Genomic DNA, 14,361 nt, shown 5'->3' with positions numbered 1-14,361 from the left:
CTATCTGCGGGAGCAGGGGAAAACAACAGAACGCGCAATATGACGCGAATGATTAGTCATGCATGATGGTTTCTTGGCTATCCATTAAATCTTACTTATGCAAGCTCGCTTCTGACACTTTCGTAATGTTCTCGATGAGCGGCGCGCCTTCCTCCATGAGGAAGCGCTTGAACGCGAGCGCGACGGGCGGCAGGCGCTTGTTTTTCCGGTGCACGACGTACCAGTTGAGCATGACCGGGAAGCCTTCGACGTCGAGCACGGTGAGGTGACCGACCTGCAGTTCGAGGCTGATGGTGTGCGCCGAAAGAAAGGCGATGCCCATGCCCGCGATCACGGCCTGCTTGATCGTCTCGGTGCTCTGGATCTCCATGGCGATCTTGAGGTTCGTGATCTTCCCCGCGAAGCCTTCTTCCATCGAGTTCCACGTATCCGAGCCGCGCTCGCGCACGATGAACGCCTCGTTGGCGAGCGTGCTGAGCTTGATGGCGCGCTTGTTGGCGAGCGGATGCGTGGGCGCCGCAACGATCACGTACGGGTGAGGCGCAAACGGCTCGTTGATGGCGTCAGTCGCGTGGGGCGGACGCACCATCACGGCGAGATCGGTCTGATTGGTGGCGAGCTGCTGGAGCAGCTGCTCGCGGTTGTGCACGGAGAGATTGAGCGCGACGCCCTTGTAGCGGCGCGTGAACTCGGCCAGCAGGCGCGGAAAGAAGTAATCGCCGGCGCTAATGACGGCCACGTTGAGCTTGCCGCCCGAGACGCCCTTTAGCTGGCTCATCGCCTCGTCCACTTCGTGGAACTGCTGCATGATCGCGCGGCTGTAGTGGAGCATCTCCGTGCCCGCGGGCGTGAGATAGATCTTCTTGCCGAGCTGCTCGAAGAGCGGCAGGCCCGCGTGATCTTCGAGCTGCCGAACCTGCGTGGAAACGGCCGGCTGGGTGAGATGCAGCTCTTCCGCAGCACGCGAAAAACTGAGGTGGCGCGCCACGGTCTCGAAGACCTTGAGCTGGCGCAGCGTGGCGTTTCGCATCGTCATGGCCGAACCATAAAGGATACTGAATCCACATAATAACAAACTTTAATTGTGAGTAATTCAGCAATCACCCTAGCATAAGTTGAAAGGAGTCCGAATGCCGTGCAAAGCGCTCGAAGCCAGGTTCGGGTTAACGCTCGGAAATACGATTTCATAAGGGACAACACTGAGAAAAGCCCTTGTTTCACGATGTTTTCAGGGTCTGACGTAATGCCAGGGTGAATGAGGATTGACGAATATCCAATCGGATTCTTGATTCAGCCGGCGAATAAAAAACACAGCACAGCGAAGTGAAAAGCTAAAACCATAAGCCTTGATTTATGCAGACCCGTAATCATGCAGGCTGCAATGAATAGATAGCGGAGACAAGCGATATGAATGCAATCGGTCAGAGGAGCGAGAGCGGTCCGTTCTGGACGAACCGCTGGTTTCAACTGGTGGTGGGCATGCTATGCATGGCGCTCGTTGCCAATCTGCAATACGCATGGACGCTGTTCGTCGCGCCGATGAATTCGCGCCACCACTGGGGCCAGGCGGAGATTCAACTGGCGTTCTCGATTTTCATTCTGACCGAGACCTGGCTCGTGCCGGTGGAAGGCTGGCTCGTCGACAAGTTCGGCCCGCGTCCGGTCGTGGCGGGCGGCGCGGTTTGCGCAGGCCTCGCCTGGGTGATCAACTCCTACGTCACGACGCTGCCGATGCTCTACGTGTCGGCCGTGATCGCGGGTATCGGCGCGGGCGGCGTGTACGGCACCTGCGTGGGCAACGCGCTCAAGTGGTTCCCGGACCGCCGCGGTCTCGCCGCGGGCCTCACGGCCGCGGGCTTCGGCGCCGGCGCCGCCGTGACGGTGATTCCGATTGCGAACATGATCACGCGCTCCGGCTACGAGCACACGTTCTTCTTCTTCGGCGTGCTGCAGGGCGTGTCGATTCTCGTGCTCTCGCTCGTGCTCGTGAAGCCCGTGACGCGCCCCGTCACCGCGGCGGGCCGCCGTCTCGTCTCGCGCGTCGACTACACGCCGGGCCAGATGGTCAAGCAGCCGGTATTCTGGGTGATCTACATCTGCTTCGTCGCGGTGGCCGCCGGCGGCCTGATGGCAACGGCGCAGATCGGGCCGATCGCCAAGGACTGGGGCCTCGCCCGCATTCCGATGACGGTGTTCGGCATGACGCTGCCGCTCCTCACGCTCACGCTGTCGATCGACAACATCTGCAACGGCTTTACGCGTCCGCTGTGCGGCTTCATCTCCGACAAGATCGGCCGTGAGAACGCGATGTTCCTGATCTTCGTGGGTGAAGGGCTCGCGCTGCTCGGCATGATGCAGTTCGGCACGAACCCGTATGCGTTCATGACCTTCGCCGCGCTCATCTTCCTGTTCTGGGGCGAGATCTTCTCGATCTTCCCGGCCATCTGCGCGGACACGTTCGGCAGCAAGTTCGCCGCATCGAATGCCGGCACGCTGTACACCGCCAAGGGCACGGCAGCGCTGCTCGTGCCGGTGGCCTCGGTGCTGTCTGCTACGGGCGGCTGGAGCGCGGTGTTCATCGCGGCTGCGGTCATCACGATCGCGGCGGGCGTGAGCGCCAAGTTCTTCCTCGCGCCGATGCGCAAGCGTCTGATCGAACAGAGCAGCGAAGCCAGCGCTGACGCGAGCAACGAGCCCAACGTCACGCTGGCCACGAATACGGGCGCGGGGTTGCCGCACTGGTCCAACCAAAGCGGCGAATGAGGCGCGCTGGCCCGCCATGTCGATGAACGTATCGCTCCAGCAGCTCAAGGTGTTCGTCGCGGTGGCGCGGGCGCGCAGCTTCACGCGCGCTGCGCGCGAGTTCGGGCTCACGCAGTCGGCGGTGAGCCGCTGCGTGCGCGAACTCGAGGAAGCGATCGAACTCAAGCTCTTCGACCGCACCACGCGCCAGGTCGAGCTCACGCTCGCGGGCAGCGGCTTCGAGCGACGCATCGGCCGCCTGCTCGACGAGATCGAGATGGCGCTCAACGAGGGCCGCGACGCGCACCAGGCGCATAGCGGCGTCGTGCTCGTGGCGAGCAACCCGGTGCTCTCGTCGACCTGGGTGCCCGTTGCGCTCGCGCGCTGTGCAGCGGCTTTTCCTTCGCTCACGCTGCAGTTGCAGGACTTGCCGCAGGCGGCCGTGCTGCAGGCGGTCGAGCAGGGCGAGGCCGATTTCGGCGTGATCGCGGAAAGCGTGCCGTTCGCGAGCGGCAACCTCGATGTGCAACCGCTCTCGGCCACGCCGCTTTGCGCGCTCTTGCCAGCCCACCATCCGCTTGCGCTACAGGGGGCGCTGCGATGGGACGATCTCGCGCGCGAACCGCTCGTCACGCTCAATCGTGACGCTGGCTGCCGCGGCGCGGTGATGCGTGCGCTGGACGGTTTGCGGCCTGAGGGGAGGCCGCTGCAGGAGTTCGCGCACGTGGCGGGCGTGGCGCGCATGGCACAGCTCGGCATGGGCATCGGCGTGTTGCCCGTGTGCACGGATGGCGCGCGCGGGGGGCACGCGCAGCGTGCGGGCGACGTTGCGCACGCAACGTGTCACTGGCCCGTGCCCGCGGGGCCGCTCGTCACGCGTTTGCTGCATCCGGTCGTCAACGTGACGACGATGCTCGTGCGGCGTCGCCATCGTTCGCTACGGCCTTGTGCTCAGGCGGCGTGGTCCCAGTTCATGCCGGACGGGCCAGTCGCGGACGGTTCGGACCCGGAGGCCCCATCGCCGGATAGCGAGGCGCTGCCGCAAACGTCCATCGACGGCTCGCCGATGCGTGGCTCGAACGGCACGCCGATGCGCGTCGCGTTGCGCGGCGCCGATACGCCGCCGCCGCTCCAGGTAACCCGCACCCACGCCCGCATCGAATAGCGCGCGTTTCTTCTTCTGCAAAGCAAAACGGATCGCCCGAAGCGATCCGTTCTTGTTTTTCCAGCACCAGAACCGGGGCGCAAAAAAAGGCGGCGCTCGCGCCGCCCTTCGCCGCGACTTACGTTACGCCGGCTGCATCGCCATCCGCTCACGCTGCTTGACCAATGCGAGCACGGTGTCGATGGCCGGCGTCGGCTCGCCAACCAGGCTACCCATTTCCTGCACGACGGTAATCAGCGGATCGATCTCCATCGGCCGGCCGGTTTCGAGGTCGACGAGCATCGAGGTCTTGTGCGCGCCTACTGCGCCCGCACCGTCGATGCGACGCTCAACGTCCACACGGAAGTTCACGCCGAAGCGCTCGGCAATGCGCTTGCCTTCGAGCATCATCATGCGCGCTACGGCGCGCGTGGCCGGGTCGCTGGTGATGACGTCGAGCGTGGCGTGCGTGAGTGCGCTGATCGGGTTGAAGCAGAGATTGCCCCACAGCTTGAGCCAGATTTCGTCGCGGATGTTCTCGCGGATTGGCGCATCGAACCCGGCGGCCTCCATGGCTTCATGAAGCTGGACGATGCGCGGCGTGCGCTCGCCCGAAGGCTCGCCGATCGGAAACTTCTTGCCGTACACGTGGCGAATCACGCCAGGCGCGTCGATTTCGGCCGCCGGATAGAGCACGCAGCCAATCGCGCGCTCGGGCGTGAGACGGTTCCATTGCGCGCCGTCCGGATCGATGCTTTCGAGGCGGGTGCCCGCGAACTTGCCGCCATGCTGGTAGAAGTACCAGTAGGGAATGCCGTTGGTGCCCGTGACGATGGCCGTGTGCTTGCCGAGGAGCGGCTGCATCGCGTCGATCACGCCCGCCACCGAATGCGCCTTGAGCGTAATGATGACGACGTCCTGCACGCCCAGTTCGCGCGGATCGGACGTGCAGCGCACCTTCGCCACGTACTCTTCGCCGTCCATCAGCAGACGCGCGCCGTTCTCGCGCATGGCGGCCAGATGCGGGCCGCGAGCGACGAAGCTCACGTCGGCGCCTGCACGGGCGAGTTGCACGCCCATCATGCCTCCGATAGCGCCCGCTCCAAAGATGCAGATCTTCATATTGAAACCCCAATGACGTTGAAAACCGCTTGTCCGCAGGGCGTTTCGCGAGCGATGGGGAAGCTGCCCGCTCGCCGCGCCCCCGGACGATGGTTTGAGCATAGGGGGCGCTGTCGATTAACGACAGTTAAAGTTTGTCGGGAAAATCATCAAGAGAAGCTTATGGATAAGGGGCGCCTGAGGAGGCTGTTCAGGCGCGCCGCACGAGCAGAAAACTCACGCCGATCAGACCGAGAAATGCACCGCAGGTGCGATTGAACCAGCGGCGCACGGTGGTGCGGGTGAGCCAGCGGCCGAGGTACATGCCGGCGAGCGAGTAGAGCGCGATGGCCACGCATTCGAGCACGAGAAAGCTCGCGCCGAGCACGCCGAACTGCGGGGCGATGGGCCTGGCGACATCGACGAATTGCGGCAGGAAAGCCGTGAAAACGAGAATCGCTTTGGGGTTGCCCGCCGCCACGAGGCATTCGCGCCATGCGAGACGCGCGAGCGAGGCGTCGCCATCCATGCTTTCGCCGATGGGGTTGGCGTCGCTGCGCCAGAGCTGTATGGCGAGCCACACGAGGTAAGCGGCGCCCGCAAGCTTGATGACGAAGAAGACCGCCTCGGAAGCGCGCAGCACCACGGCCAGCCCCGTGGCCGCGAGCGCGATCATGGCGGCGAACGAAACGAGCCGGCCCGTGCCGCCGAGGAAGGCGCGCAGAAAACCGTGCCGCGCGGCCACATTGATCGAGAGGAGATTGTTCGGGCCCGGCGCCATATTCAGGGCGAAGCAGGCGGGCAGGAAGAAGAGCCAGGCGGTGAGGGACATGATGACGCTCGAAGAACGTTAGCGCCGTGCGCGGCGCGCCGTGAATCGGCACATTCTAGCGCGCCTCGCGCGGGCCACCAGGCCGCTCAATGGAAAATCGGCAGCATGAGAAAGAGCTTGATGGTGATGGCGTTGGCAATGTCGATGAAGAACGCGGCCACCATCGGCACCACGAGAAACGCCAGATGGGAATGGCCGAAGCGCGCCGTGACCGCCTGCATGTTCGCAATCGCCGTGGGCGTTGCACCGAGGCCGAAGCCGCAGTGCCCCGCCGTAAGCACGACAGCGTCGTAGTTCGCGCCCATCGCGCGGAACGTCACGAAGATCGCGTAGACCACCATGAGCAGTGTTTGCGCGGCGAGGATCGTGAACACCGGCAGCGCGAGCGCGGCGAGGTCCCACAGGCGCAGCGTCATGAGCGCCATGGCGAGAAAGAGCGCGAGGCTCACGTTGCCGATCAGCGCGACGGCATGCTCGGCCACGGGCCGCCCGATGAGCGCGAGCCCGTTGGCGAGCAGCACGCCGACGAACAGCACGCACACGAAGGCCGGCAATTCGAACGCGGTGCCTGCGATCAGCCCGGAAAGCGCTTCGCCCACGGCGAGGCTGATGGCGATGAGCGTGAGCGTGTTGATGAACGCGCCCGGCGTAGTGGGCTGCTCGGCTTTCGGCTCCTCGAATGCGTAGGGATCGGGCGTCGCCGCGCCGCCGGCGCCAGGCGTATCGGCGCCCGCCTGTGCGCCGATGCGTTTCATGAGGTGCTGCGCAACCGGTCCGCCAAGAATGCCGCCCATGACCAGCCCGAAGGTGGCGCACGCAATCGCCGCTTCGGTCGCGGACTGCAGCCCGTGATGCTCGGTGAACACCGCACCCCATGCGGCGCCCGTGCCATGGCCGCCCGCGAGCGAGACCGAGCCGCCCAGCAGCCCGAACAGCGGATCGACGCCGAACGCCATGGCGAGTGCGATGCCCAACACGTTTTGCAGCACGAGCAGGGCGACCACGACGGCAAGAAAGCGCACGAGTACCGGGCCGCCCTGTTTCAGGTTGGCGAGATTCGCATTGAGGCCGATCGTGGCGAAGAACGCTTGCATGAGCGGCGCCTGCAGCGAGGTGTCGAAGACCACGTCCGTGTGCGCGAAGCTGTGCAGGCCGAACACGATCAGCGCGGCGACGATGCCGCCTGCCACGGGTTCCGGTATCGTCCATTTGCGCAGGATCGGCACGGCGGCGACGAGCCACTGGCCGATCAGCAGCACGAGCGATGCGACGACGAGCGTTCCGTAGACTTTGACGTTCATGGCGGGTGTCCGGCGGGGCGATGAGAGGGCCAGGCTGGCGGCGCATCTTTCGCGCACGGTACACCAGGCGCCTGCGCGTTGCGCGCATGGTGCGCAGCCAGGCGCCGGTTCCGGCCGCGTTGCTTGCACGAAACGGGGCCCCACGCTTAAATTGGCAGGCATTCTCAGGCGCAAAGCCGCCGCCCATGCAGGACGAATACCCGCGCATTTCCCCGTTTGCCACGATCCGCGCGAGACCGTACAAGAACCGGAGAAGGTCATGAATGGGAGCACCGTTGCTGAACGCGAGGCGGCCGGGCGTGCCGCGCGCGAGCGCTCGAAACGTTCGAGCCACAAGGAAACCGGCACCATCAAGCGCGATCCGCTCGCCTTGCTGCGCGCGAGCAGCGAAGGCCGCGTGCCGAACCTCGTGCAACTGCGCTACGGGCGCATGATCGTCTCGCCCTTCACGTTCTTCCGCGGCAGCGCGATCCTCCAGGCGCACGACCTCGCGGGTGTGCCCAACACCGGCATGACAATGGAGATTTGCGGCGACGCGCATCTGCTGAACTTCGGCGCCTTCGCTACGCCCGAGCGCCAGCTCGTCTTCGATCTCAACGACTTCGACGAGGTCGCGCCCGGCCCCTGGGAGTGGGACGTGAAGCGGCTCGTGGCGAGCTTCGTCGTGGCGGCGCGGCACATGCGCTACTCGCGCGGCGTGGCCGAGGAACTGGTGATGACGGCGGTGACCAGCTATCGCGACCGGCTGCGCCAGTACGCGGAGTACGGCGCACTCGATCTCTGGTACGACAAAATCACCTTCGACCGCATGGTCGAAACCGCGCTCACGCCCGAAGGCCGTCGCCTGATCCGGCGCGGCATGGAGAAGGCCGCGAACCGCACGCACGAGAATCTGCTCGAAAAGCTCGCGGAGCGCGACGGCGACCACTGGACGATTCACGACGCACCGCCCGCGCTCTTTCACGTGCACGGCGTCAACACGCTATTCGAACCCGAAGACGACTGGTTCGCGCTTGGCGACTGGCGCACGCTGATCGAGCCCATGTACGAGGCTTACGCGAAGACGCTCGCACCCGACCGGCGCGAACTGCTCGATCACTTCGCGATTCAGGACCTGGTGTTCAAGGTGGTGGGCGTGGGCAGCGTGGGCACGCGCTGCCTCGTGATGCTGCTCGTCGATCATCACGAGAAGCCGCTCTTCCTGCAGGTGAAAGAGGCGCGCCGCTCGGTCGTTTCGCAGTACTTCAAGTCGCCTTCGATCAAGCACGAAGGCGCGCGCGTCGTGCACGGCCAGCGGCTGCTGCAGGCCGCGGGCGATATCTTCCTCGGCTGGACCACGGGGCCCAACGGCCGTCATTTCTACGTGCGCCAGTTGCGCGACATGAAGCTCTCGGTCGATCTGCAGCTGCTCGACAGTCCCCTGCTCTGCGGCTATGCGCGTCTGTGCGGCTGGGCGCTCGCGCGTGCGCACGCGAAATCGGGCAGCGCCGCCATCGAAATCTCTTCGTACATCGGCCGCAGCGACCAGTTCGCGGAGGCGCTCACGGGCTACGCATTCAGCTATGCCGACCAGGTGGAGCGCGATTACGACGTGTTCCTCAAGGCCGCGCGCAGCGGCGCGATCGTCGCGCGCAGCGACGACGACATGGCCGCCGATTTCCGCGTATGAGCAAAGGCTGAGTCGAACCTGCAGGCCAAGGCCCAAGCGTGCTGCGGAACGCGCTATCCTTGCGCTTTTCTTTCATCGCGCCGCGCATGAGCCTCGTACGCATGCACGGCACGCGCCCCATGCGTCTACGTCATATCGAAGTCTTTCACGCGATCATGCGCACCGGCTCGCTGTCCAAGGCGGCCGAGCTGCTTTGCGTTTCGCAGCCCGCGGTCAGCAAGGTGCTCGCGCATGCGGAGCGCAGTGCGGGCCTCAAGCTCTTCAGCCGCGCGCACGGCCGCCTGCAGCCCACGCGCGAGGCCGAGTTGCTGTTCGCCGAAACGCAGAAGCTGCAATCGAACCTCGACAGCATTCGCGATCTCGCGCGCAATCTTGTGTTGCGTCCGCAAGGGCTGTTGCGCATCGGCTGTCTGCCGAGCCTCGGCATGAGCCTGATCCCTGCTGCCGTGCAGACGTTTCGCGCGGGCTATCCCGAGGTGTCGCTCAGGATCCAGACGCGCCACACCGCGGAACTGCTCAACGCGCTGCTCACACGCGAACTCGATCTGGGCGTCGCGCTCAATCCACCCACGCGGCCGGGCATTGCCGCGGTCGAACTGGCGCGCACGGCCGTGGTCTGCGTCGCGCCGCCCGACGACCCGACGCCGGAACACACGCCGCTCGCGTTGCGCGATCTGGTCGATGGCGAGTGGATCAGCATCGGCAACGTGGATCCGCTTGGCGAAGCGATCGGCAACCTGCTCGAAGCCGAAGGCGTGGACGACCGGCTCGCGGCCGTCGAGGCGCAGACGTGGCACGTCGCGCGCGCACTCGCGGCGCGCGGCATCGGCCGCGTGCTGCTCGACGAACTCAGCGCGCGCGGGGCGGGCGATCCGGTGTCGATCCGGCGCGTCGAACCGGCACTCACGGTCGGCGTGTTCGCGATGTGGCGCGAAGGCGGCATGGACTCGCAGGCAGGCAATGCGTTCGTGGAGGTGCTGCGCGGTTGCCTCTCCGCTACGTGCACGGCGTGAGAGCGCCAGGACACGGGAGCCAAGGCCGCAAGACGCGAGCCGGCACGGGCGCCGGTACAATCGCGCGCAGAGGGGAGCGTTGCTGTGCGTGCGCTTCATGCGAACGAACGAGAGATCCAGTGGAGACACGGTTGAAGCGCGAGTCGAAGCCGTTGGGTATCGTCAGAAGGCTGTGCGGCCACATGCGCTACGTCGCGCTCGCGAGCGCCTGCGCGTTTGCAGGCGCGGTGCATGCCGATGAACTGGAAAGCCCCACGCTGCGCAAGATTCGCGACACCGGGACGATCGTCATCGGCGTGCGCGAGGCCACCGTGCCGTTTTCCTATATGGCCGGCGGCGAGCACGCAACGGGCTACTCGTACGAGATCACTCAGCGCATCGTGGAGAACGTGCGCGAGACGCTCAAGCTCCCCGAACTCCGCGTGCGCGAACTCGTCGTCACGCCGCAGAACCGCATCACGCTCGTGCAGGACGGCACGATCGACCTCGAGTGCAGCACCACGACGCATACGCGCGAGCGCGAGAACGACGTCGCGTTCTCCAACAGCATCTTCGAGTACGGCGTGCGCATGCTCGTGAAGCGCGGCTCGCCGGTCAAGGACTTCGGCGATCTCGCGGGCCGTACGGTGGTCACGACGGCGGGCACGTCGGAAGAGCGCCTGCTGCGCCGCTGGAACATGGACCGCGCGATGAACATGCGCATCGTCGTCGCGAAGACTCACGGCGACTGCGTCGAAGCCGTGCGCTCGGGACGCGCCGTTGCCTTCGTGATGGACGAGCCGCTGCTGCACGCCGCGCTCGCGACCGGCTACATGGCGAGCGAAACGCCGGGCGCGCCGGTCGCGCAAAGCGCGCGTATCCGGAACGACGCGCACGCTTTCGCGATCGTCGGCAGGCCGGCCAGGTCGGAGGTGTACGGCTGCATGTTCCGGCGCGGCGACACGGCCTTCAAGCGCATTGCCGACGACACCATCGCGAAGATGGCGCGCTCGGGCGAGGCGCTCGCACTTTACCGACGCTGGTTCGAGTCGCCCATTCCGCCCGCGGGCGTGAACCTCGACTATCCGATCTCGGAGCCGATGAAGGCGCTTTTCGCGAATCCTAACGACCAGCCGCTCGATTGAAGGCTCAACCGAAAGAAAGAGGCAACGATGAGTGATACGCAACAACGCAAGATCGCACTGGTGACGGGCGCGGGCAGCGGCATTGGCCGCGCGTGCGCGCAAAAGCTGCTGGCCAGCGGCTTCGCCGTCGTACTGGCGGGCCGGCGGCCCGCGCCGCTCGAAGCGCTCGAGGGCGAGGCCCGCGCGCGCGGGCAAGAAGCGCTGGCGGCGCCTTGCGACGTGACCGACGCGGCGGCCGTCGAGGCGCTCTTCGAGACGATCCGCACTCGCTACGGCCGGCTCGATCTGCTCTTCAACAACGCGGGCCGCAACGCGCCGGCCGTGGACATCGACGAGCTTTCCGTGGACGACTGGCGCGCCGTGGTCGATACGAACCTCACCGGTGTGTTCCTGTGCACGCGCGCGGCGTTCGGGCTCATGAAGCGGCAGACGCCGCGCGGCGGGCGCATCATCAACAACGGTTCGATTTCGGCGCACGCGCCGCGGCCGTTCAGCGCCGCCTACACGGCGACCAAGCACGCCATCACGGGCCTCACGAAAACCGTTTCGCTCGATGGCCGGCGCTACGACATCGCGTGCGGGCAGATCGACATCGGCAACGCGGCGACCGAGATGGCCGAGCGCATGGCGCGCGGCGTGCCGCAGGCGAACGGCGAAATCGCCGTCGAACCGCTGATGGACGTGGAGCTCGTGGCCGATGCGCTGCTGCACATGGCGCAACTGCCGCTCGAAGCGAACGTCCAGTTCATGACGATCATGGCGACGAAGATGCCGTTCGTAGGGCGCGGCTGAGCGCGCAGGCCGGGCGGGCGCTGTCGCACGCTCGGCCGCCGCGTCCCGTATACTGGCTGCTGAACCACCACGACGCCCGAGCGCCCATGTCTTTGCCCCCGCGTCCGGACGACGATCCGCGCCCCCAGCCGCCCGTATGCCCCGATAACGACGACTGCTGCCATAGCGGCTGCGACCCCTGCATCTTCGATCTGTACGACGAGGAGTTCGGCCGCTACCGCGCCGCGCTGGCCGCGTGGGAAGCGCGCGAAGCGGAACGGCAGGCGCAGGCGAAAGCCCCGCGCAAGCATCCCGCAAAACCGGCTCCGCCAACGACCGCGCCGTCGGGCGGCAAGCCCTCGCGCTGAACTGCATTGCTGCCTGCCGCCATGACCGAATCCATCCTCGTTCCCAACGCTCCCGTCCTCGACGCCGCCGCCCTCGACGCGCTGCAGGCGTTCGTCGAGCGCCATCCGCGCCTGTTCGTGCTGACGGGCGCGGGCATCAGCACAGATTCGGGCATTCCGGGCTACCGCGACGAGAACGGCGCCTGGAAGCGCTCGCCGCCCATCACGCTGCAGGAATTCCTCGGCTCCGAGAGCATGCGGCGCCGCTACTGGGCGCGCAGCCTGATCGGCTGGCCCACGGTGGGTCTCGCGCAGCCCAATGGCGCGCACCACGCGCTCGCGCGCCTCGGTGCGGCGGGCTACGCGCGCACGCTCGTCACGCAGAACGTGGACGGCCTGCATCAGCGCGCGGGCAGCCGCGACGTGATCGAGCTGCACGGCAGCATCGCGCACGTGCATTGCCTCGACTGCGGCGCGCAATATACGCGCGCCTCGATCCAGCCGGAACTCGAGGCGCGCAACCCGGCCATCGTGGGCGCGAGCGCGGAACCCGCCGCCGACGGCGACGCCCATCTCGACTTCGACGGCGCGAACGCCTTCCACGTGCCCGCGTGCGCCGCGTGCGGCGGCACGCTCAAGCCTTCGGTGGTCTTCTTCGGCGAGAACGTGCCGCGCGAGCGCGTGGCGAGCGCCTCGAACGCGCTCGACGAGGCCGACGCCGTGCTCGTAGTCGGCTCCTCGCTGATGGTGTACTCGGGCTACCGCTTCTGCGCCTGGGCGCAGCAGCGCGCCAAACCCGTGGCCGCGATCAACATGGGCAAGACGCGCGCCGACCCGCTCCTCGCCCTCAAACTCGAAGCCCCCTGCGCCGCCGTGCTCGACGCGCTGGGCGCGCGCCTCGTCCCCTGACACTCCACGACCTCACGGAACCGACGACATGCTGACCACGCTAGCCGAACTCGAAGCGCACTACGGCACGCCGCACGAACGCGCGTTGCGCAAGGAAATCGATCACGTCAACGCGGATTACCGGCGCTTCATCGAAAGCTCGCCGTTCGTCGTGCTCGCCACGGGCGGCCCGGATGGCCTCGACTGCTCGCCGCGCGGCGATGCACCCGGCTTCGTGCGCATTCTCGACGAGCACACGCTCGCGTTGCCCGACCGGCCCGGCAACAATCGCGTGGACAGCCTGCGCAACGTGGTCGCTTCGTCGCAGGTGGGACTGCTGTTCATGGTGCCGGGCGTGGGCGAGATGCTGCGCGTGAACGGGCGTGGCCGCGTGAGTACCGACCCCGCGCTCCTCGCGAGCTTCGCCGTGGATGGCAAGCCGCCGCGCTCGGTGCTCGTGATCGACGTGGAAAGCGTGTACTTCCATTGCTCCAAGGCCATCGTGCGCTCGAAGCTGTGGGACCCGTCGCACCACGTCGAACGCTCGCACCTGCCGAGCGCGGGCGAGATGCTACGCCGCGTGAATGAGGAGCAATATGGCGAGACGTTCGACGCCGAGACTTACGAAGCCGGTCTCGCCGAGCGCATCAAGACCACGCTGTACTGAGTGAACGCCGACTGAACGTCAACCAAACGCCGAAAGACCGCAAGACGATGAACGAACCGCAAGCCGTCCAACGCCTGTCCGCGCCCGCCGCCGAGCGCAACGCCGCGCCGATCCTGGAGGTGCTGCGCGGCGCGCTGCCCGCGCGGGGCACCGTGCTCGAAATCGCGAGCGGCACCGGCCAGCATGCCGTCCACTTCGCGACCGCGTTTCCTGACCTCGCGTGGCAGCCGAGCGACGCCGACGCGCGCGCCCGCGCCTCGATCGAGGCCTGGCGCGAGCACTCGGGTCTCGCCAACCTGCGTGCGCCGCTCGATCTCGACGTGTGCCGCGAGCCCTGGTCGATCGACGGTGTGGAAGCCATCGTCTGCATCAACATGATTCACATCGCGCCGTGGGAAGCGGCGCAGGCGCTCATGAAAGGCGCGGGCGCGCGCGTTGCTACGGGCGGAGCGCTCGTGCTCTACGGGCCGTACCGGCGCGAAGGCGCGCACACGGCGCCGAGCAACGAGGCCTTCGACGCCGACTTGCGCGCGCGCGACCCGTCCTGGGGCGTGCGCGACATGGAGGAAGTGGAGGCGTTGGCGCAGGCGCGAGGCTTCGCGTGCGAAGCGCGCGTGCCGATGCCCGCGAACAATTTCAGCCTGGTGTTCCGAAAACAGTAAGCGAGGTCGGCAAACGTCCGGCGCGCATGCGCGCGTTCGCGCAGCGCCGCTACGTTTCCCTTATGCTTGCACGGTTGGCGCCCCGTTGCGGCGCCGTCAA

14 protein-coding genes are annotated in these 14,361 nt (G+C 66.5%); 10 read left to right on the top strand and 4 right to left on the bottom strand.

Annotated elements, in window-relative coordinates; translation table 11 throughout:
* Window positions 1-91: 91 nt before the first annotated feature.
* On the bottom strand, window positions 92-1,036 hold the full coding sequence (locus tag ACOJB8_RS01035; protein WP_069261631.1) for a LysR family transcriptional regulator: 945 nt from the start codon (window positions 1,034-1,036) through the stop codon (window positions 92-94).
* Between the two features lie 371 nt (window positions 1,037-1,407).
* Between ACOJB8_RS01035 and oxlT the strand changes: the two genes are divergently transcribed.
* The gene (gene oxlT, locus ACOJB8_RS01030) at window positions 1,408-2,763 is read left to right on the top strand and encodes an oxalate/formate MFS antiporter (RefSeq protein ID WP_342946791.1); all 1,356 of its coding nucleotides are present in this window, start codon (window positions 1,408-1,410) and stop codon (window positions 2,761-2,763) included.
* A 22-nt stretch (window positions 2,764-2,785) separates the two neighbouring features.
* Window positions 2,786-3,907 carry a LysR family transcriptional regulator gene (locus tag ACOJB8_RS01025; RefSeq protein WP_475010942.1) on the top strand — a complete coding sequence of 374 codons (1,122 nt, stop codon included), beginning with the start codon at window positions 2,786-2,788 and terminating at the stop codon, window positions 3,905-3,907.
* A gap of 123 nt (window positions 3,908-4,030) precedes the next feature.
* On the opposite strand, the gene ACOJB8_RS01020 is transcribed toward ACOJB8_RS01025, so the two are convergent.
* The 3 genes from ACOJB8_RS01020 to gltS all read right to left on the bottom strand — a co-directional run bounded on the left by ACOJB8_RS01020 (window position 4,031) and on the right by gltS (window position 7,120).
* Complete coding sequence (locus ACOJB8_RS01020; protein WP_342946790.1) at window positions 4,031-5,008, bottom strand: 2-dehydropantoate 2-reductase; 978 nt, start codon at window positions 5,006-5,008, stop codon at window positions 4,031-4,033.
* 190 nt (window positions 5,009-5,198) lie between these two features.
* Window positions 5,199-5,819: a LysE family translocator gene (locus ACOJB8_RS01015; protein WP_342946789.1), complete on the bottom strand. Its 621-nt coding sequence runs from the start codon at window positions 5,817-5,819 to the stop codon at window positions 5,199-5,201.
* A gap of 86 nt (window positions 5,820-5,905) precedes the next feature.
* The gene (gltS, locus tag ACOJB8_RS01010) at window positions 5,906-7,120 is read right to left on the bottom strand and encodes a sodium/glutamate symporter (RefSeq protein WP_475010602.1); all 1,215 of its coding nucleotides are present in this window, start codon (window positions 7,118-7,120) and stop codon (window positions 5,906-5,908) included.
* 259 nt (window positions 7,121-7,379) lie between these two features.
* On the opposite strand from gltS, the gene ACOJB8_RS01005 reads away from it, so the two are divergent.
* The 8 genes from ACOJB8_RS01005 (at window position 7,380) to ACOJB8_RS00970 (ending at window position 14,261) form a co-directional block, all read left to right on the top strand.
* On the top strand, window positions 7,380-8,789 hold the full coding sequence (locus ACOJB8_RS01005) for a DUF2252 domain-containing protein (protein ID WP_475010600.1): 1,410 nt from the start codon (window positions 7,380-7,382) through the stop codon (window positions 8,787-8,789).
* Window positions 8,790-8,908: 119 nt separating this feature from the next.
* Entirely contained in the window at window positions 8,909-9,802 is an 894-nt protein-coding gene (locus ACOJB8_RS01000) for a LysR family transcriptional regulator (RefSeq protein ID WP_342947162.1), read from the top strand.
* Window positions 9,803-9,984: 182 nt separating this feature from the next.
* Window positions 9,985-10,926: a transporter substrate-binding domain-containing protein gene (locus tag ACOJB8_RS00995; RefSeq protein WP_475010938.1), complete on the top strand. Its 942-nt coding sequence runs from the start codon at window positions 9,985-9,987 to the stop codon at window positions 10,924-10,926.
* 27 nt (window positions 10,927-10,953) lie between these two features.
* Window positions 10,954-11,718, top strand: coding sequence for an SDR family oxidoreductase (locus ACOJB8_RS00990; protein WP_475010598.1), 765 nt, complete (start codon window positions 10,954-10,956; stop codon window positions 11,716-11,718).
* 86 nt (window positions 11,719-11,804) lie between these two features.
* Window positions 11,805-12,065, top strand: a complete 261-nt coding sequence (locus ACOJB8_RS00985; RefSeq protein ID WP_069261640.1) for an oxidoreductase-like domain-containing protein — start codon at window positions 11,805-11,807, stop codon at window positions 12,063-12,065.
* 21 nt (window positions 12,066-12,086) lie between these two features.
* Window positions 12,087-12,953 (top strand): NAD-dependent protein deacetylase, encoded by an 867-nt coding sequence (locus ACOJB8_RS00980; protein ID WP_475010597.1) that lies wholly within the window; start codon window positions 12,087-12,089, stop codon window positions 12,951-12,953.
* A gap of 28 nt (window positions 12,954-12,981) precedes the next feature.
* The gene (locus ACOJB8_RS00975) at window positions 12,982-13,599 is read left to right on the top strand and encodes a pyridoxamine 5'-phosphate oxidase family protein (RefSeq protein WP_342946783.1); all 618 of its coding nucleotides are present in this window, start codon (window positions 12,982-12,984) and stop codon (window positions 13,597-13,599) included.
* 47 nt (window positions 13,600-13,646) lie between these two features.
* Window positions 13,647-14,261, top strand: coding sequence for a DUF938 domain-containing protein (locus ACOJB8_RS00970; protein WP_475010594.1), 615 nt, complete (start codon window positions 13,647-13,649; stop codon window positions 14,259-14,261).
* Window positions 14,262-14,361 lie beyond the last annotated feature (100 nt).

The organism is Paraburkholderia sp. BR10141, from assembly GCF_056155635.1.
The sequence above is the reverse complement of the archived record's forward strand: the minus strand, read 5'-3'. Positions and strand labels throughout refer to the sequence as shown.

Bases quoted from the DNA above. Each gene is read 5' to 3' on its own strand.
- ACOJB8_RS01025 (WP_475010942.1), top strand. From the start codon at position 2,786: ATGAACGTATCGCTCCAGCAGCTCAAGGTGTTCGTCGCGGTGGCGCGG.
- ACOJB8_RS00995 (WP_475010938.1), top strand. From the start codon at position 9,985: ATGCGCTACGTCGCGCTCGCGAGCGCCTGCGCGTTTGCAGGCGCGGTG.
- oxlT (WP_342946791.1), top strand. From the start codon at position 1,408: ATGAATGCAATCGGTCAGAGGAGCGAGAGCGGTCCGTTCTGGACGAAC.
- ACOJB8_RS01020 (WP_342946790.1), bottom strand. From the start codon at position 5,008: ATGAAGATCTGCATCTTTGGAGCGGGCGCTATCGGAGGCATGATGGGC.
- ACOJB8_RS01015 (WP_342946789.1), bottom strand. From the start codon at position 5,819: ATGTCCCTCACCGCCTGGCTCTTCTTCCTGCCCGCCTGCTTCGCCCTG.
- gltS (WP_475010602.1), bottom strand. From the start codon at position 7,120: ATGAACGTCAAAGTCTACGGAACGCTCGTCGTCGCATCGCTCGTGCTG.
- ACOJB8_RS00975 (WP_342946783.1), top strand. From the start codon at position 12,982: ATGCTGACCACGCTAGCCGAACTCGAAGCGCACTACGGCACGCCGCAC.
- ACOJB8_RS00970 (WP_475010594.1), top strand. From the start codon at position 13,647: ATGAACGAACCGCAAGCCGTCCAACGCCTGTCCGCGCCCGCCGCCGAG.
- ACOJB8_RS01005 (WP_475010600.1), top strand. From the start codon at position 7,380: ATGAATGGGAGCACCGTTGCTGAACGCGAGGCGGCCGGGCGTGCCGCG.
- ACOJB8_RS00990 (WP_475010598.1), top strand. From the start codon at position 10,954: ATGAGTGATACGCAACAACGCAAGATCGCACTGGTGACGGGCGCGGGC.
- ACOJB8_RS01000 (WP_342947162.1), top strand. From the start codon at position 8,909: ATGCGTCTACGTCATATCGAAGTCTTTCACGCGATCATGCGCACCGGC.
- ACOJB8_RS01035 (WP_069261631.1), bottom strand. From the start codon at position 1,036: ATGACGATGCGAAACGCCACGCTGCGCCAGCTCAAGGTCTTCGAGACC.
- ACOJB8_RS00980 (WP_475010597.1), top strand. From the start codon at position 12,087: ATGACCGAATCCATCCTCGTTCCCAACGCTCCCGTCCTCGACGCCGCC.
- ACOJB8_RS00985 (WP_069261640.1), top strand. From the start codon at position 11,805: ATGTCTTTGCCCCCGCGTCCGGACGACGATCCGCGCCCCCAGCCGCCC.